At 38.5% G+C, this 9,696-nt stretch carries 10 protein-coding genes; 1 reads left to right on the top strand and 9 read right to left on the bottom strand.

Annotated elements, in window-relative coordinates; genetic code table 11:
* From AC1DPQ_RS08205 to AC1DPQ_RS08180, 6 genes are all read right to left on the bottom strand, one after another.
* A partial coding sequence (locus tag AC1DPQ_RS08205) for an NAD(P)-binding domain-containing protein (protein WP_477608748.1) occupies positions 1-511 on the bottom strand: 511 nt, incomplete at its 3' end.
* A 47-nt stretch (positions 512-558) separates the two neighbouring features.
* On the bottom strand, positions 559-1,491 hold the full coding sequence (locus tag AC1DPQ_RS08200; RefSeq protein ID WP_477579458.1) for an NAD-dependent epimerase/dehydratase family protein: 933 nt from the start codon (positions 1,489-1,491) through the stop codon (positions 559-561).
* A gap of 75 nt (positions 1,492-1,566) precedes the next feature.
* Positions 1,567-2,172 carry a Crp/Fnr family transcriptional regulator gene (locus AC1DPQ_RS08195; RefSeq protein WP_477608746.1) on the bottom strand — a complete coding sequence of 202 codons (606 nt, stop codon included), beginning with the start codon at positions 2,170-2,172 and terminating at the stop codon, positions 1,567-1,569.
* Between the two features lie 48 nt (positions 2,173-2,220).
* A complete protein-coding gene (locus AC1DPQ_RS08190; protein ID WP_057932507.1) occupies positions 2,221-2,802 on the bottom strand; it encodes a thymidine kinase in 582 nt (193 codons plus the stop codon).
* A gap of 167 nt (positions 2,803-2,969) precedes the next feature.
* Positions 2,970-3,377 carry a hypothetical protein gene (locus AC1DPQ_RS08185; RefSeq protein WP_477579454.1) on the bottom strand — a complete coding sequence of 136 codons (408 nt, stop codon included), beginning with the start codon at positions 3,375-3,377 and terminating at the stop codon, positions 2,970-2,972.
* Between the two features lies 1 nt (position 3,378).
* Positions 3,379-3,837, bottom strand: coding sequence for a hypothetical protein (locus AC1DPQ_RS08180; protein WP_477579453.1), 459 nt, complete (start codon positions 3,835-3,837; stop codon positions 3,379-3,381).
* 199 nt (positions 3,838-4,036) lie between these two features.
* On the opposite strand from AC1DPQ_RS08180, the gene AC1DPQ_RS08175 reads away from it, so the two are divergent.
* Entirely contained in the window at positions 4,037-5,227 is a 1,191-nt protein-coding gene (locus AC1DPQ_RS08175; RefSeq protein WP_477579451.1) for a hypothetical protein, read from the top strand.
* Between the two features lie 784 nt (positions 5,228-6,011).
* Here AC1DPQ_RS08175 and rodA read toward each other — a convergent pair.
* The 3 genes from rodA to AC1DPQ_RS08160 all read right to left on the bottom strand — a co-directional run.
* Positions 6,012-7,274: a rod shape-determining protein RodA gene (gene rodA / locus AC1DPQ_RS08170; RefSeq protein ID WP_477608744.1), complete on the bottom strand. Its 1,263-nt coding sequence runs from the start codon at positions 7,272-7,274 to the stop codon at positions 6,012-6,014.
* Position 7,275: 1 nt separating this feature from the next.
* A complete protein-coding gene (gene mrdA, locus AC1DPQ_RS08165; protein ID WP_477608742.1) occupies positions 7,276-9,285 on the bottom strand; it encodes a penicillin-binding protein 2 in 2,010 nt (669 codons plus the stop codon).
* The coding region (locus AC1DPQ_RS08160) for a rod shape-determining protein MreD (protein WP_477608740.1) at positions 9,285-9,696 on the bottom strand (412 nt) is incomplete at its 5' end. The genes AC1DPQ_RS08160 and mrdA, both read right to left, overlap by 1 nt.

The raw sequence follows: 9,696 nt of genomic DNA, 5'->3' as shown, positions 1-9,696 counted from the left end.
CAATTAAGCCCGCAAAGCGGATCACTGTGCAGTTTTCGGGAAATAGTTCTTTAAATAGAATTTCTGCAGCTAAAACGACTCTTCCTGAATCAGTATCAGGATGTGTCTCGCTGGTTTCATTTACTATTTTGTTTTCATCAGCGTAAACACTCGTCGAACTGATCAATACCACATGTTTCGATTTATCTTTCGCTGCTGCCAAAATTGAATTGATCTTTTGGGGATAATCAAGAAGTTCAGTCGAATTGCGTTTTGGCGGAATACAGATAAACAAGGTATCGGCCTCAAAAAAAGCTGGATCGGCCACTACCGCTTCTGCCGTAAAGTTGACTAAAAAAGGCTGGATATTTTCGGACTGCAGTATTGCTAGTTTCTCCCGGCTTGTGGTAGAACCCTTAACGGTATAACTTAACCCGATCAGTTTTTTGGCTAAGGCCAAGCCGAACCAACCACAGCCTAAAACCGATATGGTTTTAATGCCGTTTTTATGTGTCGTATTATCTTGAATCATTGGCGCTAAAGATAAATAGTTAGCTTTATAATTTGCCCTGATTCATGTCAATTCTGCTTTTTATACATGGTTTTCGATAGTTTTAAAATCCCATCATAATAAGGTGTAGGTTTGAAATTAAATGCCTTTTCAAATTTGGTAGAATCGAAATGATAATCATGATCGTACTGATAGTACATTTCTACAGTACCCGAAACTATCTTTTTAAATAAACCTACTAAACGTAGCATCAGTTTATTAATGGTAGAATATTGAGGTTTGGTTTCATAAATTTTTGCAGCCATTTCTATAAAAGCTTTCCCTTTTAAGGGAGCCGCGGTTGGCAGGTGCCATATCTGGTTGCCAGAATCGGGTGTTTGGCCTAACAGAAATAAAGCTTTTCCAGCATCTTCAATGTAAGTAAAACTGTGTAGTCTATTTGGGTCTCCTATCCATTGAGCTTTGTTTTTCTTGGCAAACTTATCGAGTACCATCATGTCAAAAAAGCTGTTCATCGAATCTGCTCCGTAAAAATCTGCAGCACGGGCAATGGTTACATTTATTTTACCCGCTTTCGATTCGCTCATTAATTGTTCGGCTACCTTTGCCCTTACTTCTCCTTTTAAGCTACAGGGATGGTAAGGCGTATCTTCTGTCATTGGGCCATTTATCAGGCCATACATATAAACATTATCAAAAAATATCAGCCTTGCGCCTGTACGTTTAGTTAAGTTAATTACATTCTGAATAATAACCGGCCATTGTTCTTGCCATACTTTGGCATCGTAAACCAAACCGGCGCAGAGGTATATTACTTTCGAACCTTCGGCTGCTGCGAAAAGGTCAGCTTCATTTAATAAATCGGCCTTAACCCAGCTTGCATTCGGGTTGCTTGTAGAAATTGGTTTTCGGCTAACCAATCTAATGGTTTCGTTAGTATTGCTTAATTCTCTGGTCAGTGCGTTTGCTGTTGGTCCGCCGGCGCCAAGTATAGTGTGCATATCTTCGTTTTTTAATTAGTTCAAAGTTATGCCGTATGGAACGATGAAAACGTTAACAAAAGATAAGGTTTAAATTTAATCCTTTAAAATGAGTGTACGTTTACGGATACGCGAGAGTGAAACAGGGGTAATACCTAAAAAATTGGCGATATAGTGTTGTGGAACACGCTGGAAAATATCTTTTGCAGTTTTTTCAAGCGCAGTATAACGCTCTTCGGGGCTTTGGATAACAAAAGCATTAAGGCGGTCTTCAAAACAGCAGATGTAATATTCAGCAACCAGACGGCCAAACCGTTCCATTTTCAGCCCCAGCACGGGGTGGTTTAACATTTTCTGAAGATCGGCGTAAGCAATAAGAACAAGTTGGGTTTCCTCCAGGGCCTGAATAAAGTTTGTACTCGGTACTCTTTTTACAAAGCTTTTATAGGCACTTACCAGCTCATTTTCAAAACAAAAATAACCAGTAATTTCTTGTCCGTCTTTAACATGATAATGCCTTACAGCACCCTGAATAATAAAGGCAATATAATCGCATACTTTCCCTTCAACTACAAAATGTTCCTTTTTCTTTAGGGTAGAAAAACTGAGGTGCTGAGTTAAGATTTCCCATTCGCTTTCTTCAAAAGTTACGAATTTTGCTAAACCGGTTCTAAAAGCATTGATTTTAAATTGTTTATCCATATCAATAATTAAGTGCAACTTAAAGGTACAGATTAATCAAGAATGGTGTTATCCTTTGTCCAGATTATAACACGCTCTGCAACGTGGCTCATAACTTTCCTTTTCGCCTAGTAGTACGGTCGCTTCATCAGCAACTGTACGGTAACTGTATAGGGCTGGGTTTCCACAGCAAACACAAACGGCATTTACTTTGGTAACATGTTCGGCAATGGCCATTAAAGCAGGCATGGGCCCAAAGGGTTTGCCCGTAAAATCCATATCCAGGCCAGCAACAATAACCCGTATACCTTTAAGGGCGAGTTTATTGCAAACGTCAGGCAGCTCATCATCAAAAAACTGCGCTTCATCTATACCAACCACCTGTGTATTGGTGCCAAGTAGTAAAATGGCCGAAGCGCTATCAACAGGGGTAGAGTTTATGGAGTTCAAATCGTGCGAAACCACAGCAGTTTCATGGTAGCGGGTATCGGTACGGGGTTTAAAAATTTCGACATTCAGTTTAGCAATCTGGGCTCTTTTTAATCTGCGGATCAGTTCTTCCGTTTTACCAGAAAACATAGAGCCACATACCACCTCTATACTTCCCGAAAATTCGCCCCTTCTTCTAAAATTTTGTTCGCTAAATAACATGCCTCTTTTTTTATTCCCCTATGTCTGTTCTATAATTTTTAAACCGAACAAATATGAGAATATTGCATGATTTTTGGCTACTAAGTTACCAACATGATAATTAAGTATTTAAATATGATTGAATTAATATTGCTTATGTTTTAATGAAGGAATCTTTAGGGATATTTTTATTTATACTTGAATTTAGTCTGAAAAAAAGCTATAGATTTATTAAAACTGTGTATTTGAGCATGTAAAGAATTCGACATTGCAGCTATCGTATCTTTATTCAAATCTGTATCATTTATTTTGTCAAATGTTTCATCAGATAAGTTGTTGATTTCCATATCTTCTAAATATTTGATATACCCACCAATTGTTAAACCATCACTAAATATTTCTAAATCGCCATGAACCAATGAATAGTCTTTTAGCTCCGCAATTAATGATCTTATTAGCTTTTGGGATGTACCGAATTGTGCAGCTAAGGCCAACTTAGATTCATGTAATTCTTTCGTAGGCAAAAAATTAAATTGATAAATGGCATACCCAATTCCAATTACCGCACACATTCCCGAAATAGTTTCCCAATTCATCTTACAGTTTTTTAATTCCCAATTGCATCAAATTCAAACTAAAAATCTTTTTTCCCTGCTTAACGGTGTCAGTAACAAAAAGAATTTGGCTGTTACTCCTGTAGCCGGTTATGCCTTTTTCCTTTATCTCTTGAACGAAGCCCTTTGATTTTGCCTCCTTAACAATGGACTTTAATTCACTTCTATTATTAGTCGTATATATACATACCTTAGAGGTAGACAGATCGGCTATGCGATATGAGCTTGTATCATTTTGATCGATATGTTTATAGGTTAAGCTAATAGAGTCACCTTTTTTAAATTCGTAACCTAATTTTTTGAAGTATGACGTTTTTAACTCTGACTTTAAGTTTAGTGTTTCTTGAAGGATTGTCAGGCTAGGCAAGGTCTTTTGTTTAGTGTCCGAGCAGGAAGTGACCAAAATTAAGCTTGAAACGATGAGGGCGTATTTAAATTTCATATTACTAATATAATGATTTGATCATATATTGAATCGGTGACTAAGTACTTAAACATTCTTTATAAATTTTCTGTTATAATAACAGAACTACTTAAGTATGCTTTTTATAATATTACCGAATGAAATTAAATGAGAATTATGTGTTATTTTTGAACACATAGTTACCAACATAAATCGACTAAAAATTCGTTTTAATTTTATGATGAACCAACAGGATATTTTCAGAAAGATCGGCAGCATTTTAACAGAATTAAATGAGCAATATCAGTTTTTAGCTCAAAATCCTCAGCAATTAAACGATTTGGAGCTGGAGCTTTTTCTGGCCAATGCCCATTTTCTTTCCGATCATGTGAATGTCGTCAAAAAATTAAACACCATAGTAGAAGATAAGCCTGCTGAACCTGGAAATCATGCTTTGTTGGCCGAACAAAATACCATTATACTGCCCGAAGTTGAAAAAAGTTATGTAGAAGATGATGAGTGTTTCGATCCGCAGGAACTGGAAGAAGTTGCTACTGCTCAGGAAGAGGAAGAACGTGTGGATGTGAAGCCCGAACAGGAAGTGCTGGATGATGAAATTATTGAAGAAGAAAAAGCTGCATCGCTTTTGAATAAAGATTTCTTTAAGCCAGACCAGGATGATCATACTTTTGAATTTGTATTGGGTACACACGATGAAAACGACCAGTTCGATTATGAAGCGAAATCTGTTGAAGAAATTTTCGATCGCCCTTTAAGCAAAGAAGAAGCTGAAATTTTAGCACGTAAAAAGATAATTCACGAAAAGGAAGAAACTTTATCTGTTCAGGAAGAGCCTACACCAACTGAAGAAGATGAAATTGGCCCTGAACCTTTTTTAATTCCACAGGAAGAGGAGGAAGAACCTTTAGTAATTGCCGAAGAAGAACCTGTTGCAGTTGTTAAAGAAGTAGAACCGGTTGCTGTGCCAAGTGAGCCTATTGAGGCACTGAAAGATGTGAAACTGGATGATCCCATTATTTCGCCGCCTGTTGAACAGGAGCGCCCCTTGTTTAGGCCTGAAGCAGTTCCGGTAAAACCATCTCCACAGCCTGAGGCGGCTAAACCTGCACCAAGTTTAAATGATCTGCTTGCCAAAACAAATGGTAAAAGTGATGAGCCTGTTAAAGCACCTATTGCCGATTTAAAGCAGGCGATTAGTTTGAACGAAAAGTTACTTTTTATCAAGGATCTTTTTAATGGGTATAATCTGGCCTATTCGGAAGTAATTGATATCATAAATAAGATGAGCAGTTTCGAAGCGGCAGATAGCTACCTGCAGAATAATTATGCGGCGAAAAATAACTGGGCCAATAAACAGGCTACAGTTGATCAGTTTTACGAGTTGTTGAACCGAAGGTTTAGTAGGTAGAAGCGATAAGCGTAAGGCGTTTAGCGCCTGGTCTTACACCGCGCATCGTCATACTGAACTTGTTTTACTGCGTAGCTTTCCGCTTCGCTACAGGTCAGTATCCATTAGGCCCTGAAAAATACATTACCAATTACAGAGTTCTAAAATCAGTCGTCATTTCGACTGGAGCGCAGTCCCGAACATTCGGGAGAGAAATCTTTGAACAATTTTAAAGATCTCTCCTCCAAAGGATTCCTTTATAACACTAAGGTCGACATGACGAGACCTCACAGCCTGTTCTCGGCACTCTAATGTTTTTCTAAAAAGCTGAAGACTCAGGATGACGCATATCAACTCTGGCCTGATTATAAATGAACCATCCCAATTTTGTAAATCATTAGGAAATGATTGTTCAGCATTTCATTGGTGCTGTAGTCCCACCACTTCAATCTTTTTGTAAATTTACCTTTAATGGAAAATATGATTTTTCCAAAAAGGATTTCCGTTAAGTTGGGTTTATTAACGCAAACCGGTAGGACAGAACTGCCCGCCTAAACCCGATAAAAGCGAACACGAAGCCCGATTTAAGCATTGCTGTTTATTGTTTTTTGGTATGCTTGCTTGTTTCACAGGTTTTATCGGGAGAAGTAAAGCGGTTAGCGGGAATACGCATTGATTTTAGAAGAACTTTTGCTTTCCAGTAAATAGATTTTCGGCCTTAACCTAACCTTAAGATTGCTTTTGCTTTGGAATGACGAATTCCTTTTAATATATCGACTCCAGACTAAGGACTCCCGACTTAAGACTAAATAAATCCCATCCGGTTAGAGTCCAGCTTTAAAAAGATGAACAGTAAGATTGTAAAACTCCATAACGACGAACCACCATAACTAATTAAGGGTAGGGGAATCCCAATTACGGGAATAATACCAATCGTCATCCCGATATTGATAAAAACGTGGAAAAAGAGGATACAGGCTACGCTATAACCATATACCCTGGAGAATGTAGATCGTTGCCTTTCTGCTAAATTAACCAATCGGAGTAGAAGGAACATATACAAACCTATCACTACAGAACAGCCCATAAATCCCCATTCTTCGCCGATGGTAGAGAAGATGAAATCGGTACTCTGCTCTGGTACATAACCATATTTAGTTTGTGTGCCCTGTAAAAATCCACGGCCGGTTGCCTGCCCTGAGYCTATGGCAATCTGCGATTGAATTACATTATAACCCGCACCTTTATTGTCAGTTTTAAGCCCTAACATTAATTCGATACGGCTACGTTGGTGGGGAGCTAAAACTTTTTCGTAGGCAATTTTTATTAAAAACAGATAGCCAATAGCGAAAACGGTTACCAAAACAGTAGAGAAGATTATTTTTTGTTTTCTTCTGTTGTTGTAAATGAAAAGGCCAGCAATTGTGGTAATAATGATGATTAAGATATAGGTAGGGACCAGAAAATCGGCAATAAAGAGCACAATCATTCCCAAAAATATCAATAGAAAATAACCTGATAAACCTTCACGGTATAATGGAAACATAAATGCAAGAAACACCAATGCCGAACCCGTATCGGGCTGAAGCATAATTAACAATAGCGGTGCACCCACGATTAATCCTGCAATCATAATTGATTTAACATCCCGGAATTTGGGGTTAAATGCCCCTACATATCTCGCCAAAAGCAAGGCTGTGCCAAACTTTGCAAATTCGGCAGGTTGAAGTTTAAAGGATCCTATTGCAATCCATGCCTGGTTCCCCGCCACTTTGTTCCCGATTACCAATACGGCCATTAACAACAGCAGTGTGCCGCCATAAATAAAAGGCGAGAAGACATTGAAAAGCCTTCCATCAAACAATAAGATAGATAAGCCTAAAATTAAACCAGTGATGATGTAAATTAGCTGTTTGCCGTAAAGCGTGCTAAAGCCAAACACCGCTGTGTGTTCTGGTGGAACGGAAGCATAAATATTGATGAAACCAATAGCGCATAAGGCGATATAGATTAAAACAGTAATCCAATCTACATTAAAGAAAAAACGGTTTCCCTGTTGCTGCTGCATTTTATTTCTGGATTACAGGTTTATCGATGATTACTGATTTTAATTCTTTAGGTTTTGTAGTAACCGTCTGTTTTATCGTTGCCGATTTAATTCTCAAACTATCTTTTATCCTTTTGGTTGAATCTGCTTTTTTAAGCAACAGACTATCTGCCTTCGTTAATTTGATCTTTTTTGTTTTGTCGATTAATAAAGGAAGCAGGTTTTGATTCTTCATCCACTCTACCTGAGCAGCTCTTCCACCGCTAACACTACCTTTCAGGTATTTTTCGATCATATAACTGGCTATCGGCGCTGCATAGGTACTGCCAAAACCCGCATTTTCGACAATTACTGCAATAGCAATTTTCGGATTATCTCTTGGGGCAAAACCTATAAACACAGAGTGGTTTTTTCCGTGCGGGTTTTGTACCGTTCCTGTTTTTCCACAAAGTACTATATCAGGAATCCGTGACAGTATGGCCGTTCCCCAGCTGGTGTTTACGGCATCCTGCATACCATCAATTACGGATTCGAAATGTCTGGCATCTACACCTACATAATTTTTAACTACATATTCTTTTTTAACCAGATTTTTATCGCCTATACCTTTAATTAAGTGCGGTTTAATGTAATAACCACGGTTAGCAATAATAGCCATGGCATTTGCCATTTGTAATGGGGTAGCGGTAATCTCACCCTGGCCAATAGCCTGTGAAATTACGTTGGTATAACCCCATCTTTTACCATAAATTTTATCGTAATGGTCTGCGGTATAAAAATAGCCCTTTCTTTCATAAGGCATATCAATGTCGAGCTTTGATCCGAAACCAAATTTAGCCACTTTATCGCGCCATTCCTGATAGGTTTGTCTTTGGTTTTTCATCCCGTTTTTGGTAATTAACTTTTGAAAAACATAACAAAAGTAAGTATTACAGGAACGGGCTATGCCTCTTCGTAAAGAAATTGAGCCATCAAAGTGTTCGCATTTAATTTTTCTATTTCCAGCCTGATAATAGTGCGGACAAAAGAATGTGGTATTGGGATCTATTACGCCTTCTTGTAGTCCAATTAGCGCATCAACAGGCTTAAACGATGACCCAGGGGGATAGTAACCCATTATTGGTCTTACTAAAGATGGGCGGTATGGATTGCCCACAATAAATTCCATGTAATTGTTCCCTTGATTTCTGCCAACCAAAAGATTTGGATCATAGCCCGGACTACTTACCAGTGAAAGAATTTCCCCGGTAGCAGGCTCAATCGCTACAATTGCCCCAACCTTGTTCATCATCAGCTCTTCACCCAGTTTCTGAATCCTCATATCAATGCCCGAAATTAGTCGCTCGCCCGAAACTGCATTGATATCATACTTTCCATCAGCATAACTGCCTTGGGGGGTATTGTGCACGTCATAAATTGTATTTACAACGCCCTTTTCTCCCCTTAAAACTTCTTCGTATGATTTTTCCAGACCACYTTTTCCCTTATAATCGCCTGGCTTGTAAAAGCCTTCAGATTTGGCAATATCGGCACTGTCTACCTCTTTTACATAACCAAATAACTGTCCTCCAACACTATCGGGATAATGGCGTATGGTGCGGTCCTGAGTTGAAAAACCCGGAAAACGGTACATAATTTCCTGTAAACGAGCATAGCTCTGAACTGAAATCTGTTTAACAAAAGGTGTGGCCTGATAGTTGGATTTAGCCTTGGCCTTACGCATAAATTTGCGTGCGTCCGCTACCGAAATCTCGAGTGCTGCAGCTAAGGTAACCGTGTCAAATTCCTTTACTTCGTTGGGAATAACCATTAAATCGTAAACAGGTTCGTTCTGTACAATAACCTTCATGTTCCGGTCTAGAATAGCACCACGTGCAGGGAACTTGAATTTCTTTTTTAATACATTACTTTCTGCAGAAATAAAGGCCTTGTCGCTAATAATCTGGATATAAAATAACTTCCCCAATAAAATCAGGGCGATTACAATAAATAATCCTTGAACGATATATTTTCGGTTAAATAATTGATCCATTAGCGTGGTGTTCTTCTATAGAATATAAACTCTACCAATAAAATAATAAGCAGTGTAAAGATACAACTTAAGCCGCATCTCATTAAGGTGTAACCAATTTCGGTTAGCCTAAATGTTTCTAGAAAGAACAGCACCAGGTGGTGTGCAACAACGCAAAGAAAAGCATAAAGTGAAAACCATTGAAAACCCATATAACTTAACGATGGTTCTGGGTCGTCAATTGCGTCGCGGTTTAAACTTATCGATATAAAGGAAATCCTTACAAAAGCCAATACCACGCAAGCCGTAGCATGTACGCCCATGGTATCGTAAAAAGCATCGAGTGTTAAGCCTGTTCCAAAAGCCAATAAGTACAACAAAATATTGGGGATTCCGAATGGAAGCAGGAGCAAAAACAGCACATAGATAAAC

This window comes from Pedobacter sp. 01T416_2, from assembly GCF_056398925.1.
This window is presented reverse-complemented; position numbering and strand designations above follow the sequence as displayed.

Excerpts from the sequence above, each read along its gene's own strand:
- AC1DPQ_RS08200 (WP_477579458.1), bottom strand. The coding sequence starts at position 1,491 with ATGCACACTATACTTGGCGCCGGCGGACCAACAGCAAACGCACTGACC.
- AC1DPQ_RS08195 (WP_477608746.1), bottom strand. The coding sequence starts at position 2,172 with ATGGATAAACAATTTAAAATCAATGCTTTTAGAACCGGTTTAGCAAAA.
- AC1DPQ_RS08190 (WP_057932507.1), bottom strand. The coding sequence starts at position 2,802 with ATGTTATTTAGCGAACAAAATTTTAGAAGAAGGGGCGAATTTTCGGGA.
- AC1DPQ_RS08185 (WP_477579454.1), bottom strand. The coding sequence starts at position 3,377 with ATGAATTGGGAAACTATTTCGGGAATGTGTGCGGTAATTGGAATTGGG.
- AC1DPQ_RS08180 (WP_477579453.1), bottom strand. The coding sequence starts at position 3,837 with ATGAAATTTAAATACGCCCTCATCGTTTCAAGCTTAATTTTGGTCACT.
- AC1DPQ_RS08175 (WP_477579451.1), top strand. The coding sequence starts at position 4,037 with ATGATGAACCAACAGGATATTTTCAGAAAGATCGGCAGCATTTTAACA.